The sequence below is a fragment of the Brucella grignonensis genome, from assembly GCF_002252505.1.
GTDB classification, from domain to species: Bacteria; Pseudomonadota; Alphaproteobacteria; order Rhizobiales; family Rhizobiaceae; genus Brucella; species Brucella grignonensis.
Map to the genome: position 1 here is coordinate 1 of NZ_NNRL01000086.1, position 429 is coordinate 429.

Sequence of the window (429 nt, forward strand, 5' to 3'; positions counted from 1 at the left end):
ATCGAAAACGGTGAAGTCACAGTGTCATCAGATTACTGGATCGAGCGCACGCGCACGGGATCAGGCTATCCGATCATGGTGCCGGTCGTCGACATCGTGGAGATTGGCAATGGCGGCGGTTCCATCGCCTGGGTGGATGAATACGACAAGATGCATGTGGGGCCGAAAAGCGCGGGCGCCAACCCCGGCCCGATCGCTTACGGGCGTGGCGGCACCAGCCCCACGACCACCGATGCCAACCTGTATCTAGGACGTATAGACGCTGACTATTTCTGCGGCGGTGAAGTCGTGGCCGACATGGACGCGCTGCAAACCGCACTGACGACCTTGGGCGAGCGGCTGGACCTGTCACCGGTCGAAGCCGCGCGCGGGATCGTGCGGATCGCGAACCACAACATGACCAACGCGCTGAAGCTGATCAGCCTGAAC

Annotated in this window: 1 protein-coding gene; it reads left to right on the top strand. The window is 61.5% G+C overall.

From position 1 onward, the window contains the following. Positions 1 to 429: hydantoinase/oxoprolinase family protein (locus CEV33_RS01250; RefSeq protein WP_328588542.1), on the top strand; the 429-nt coding region annotated here is incomplete at both ends.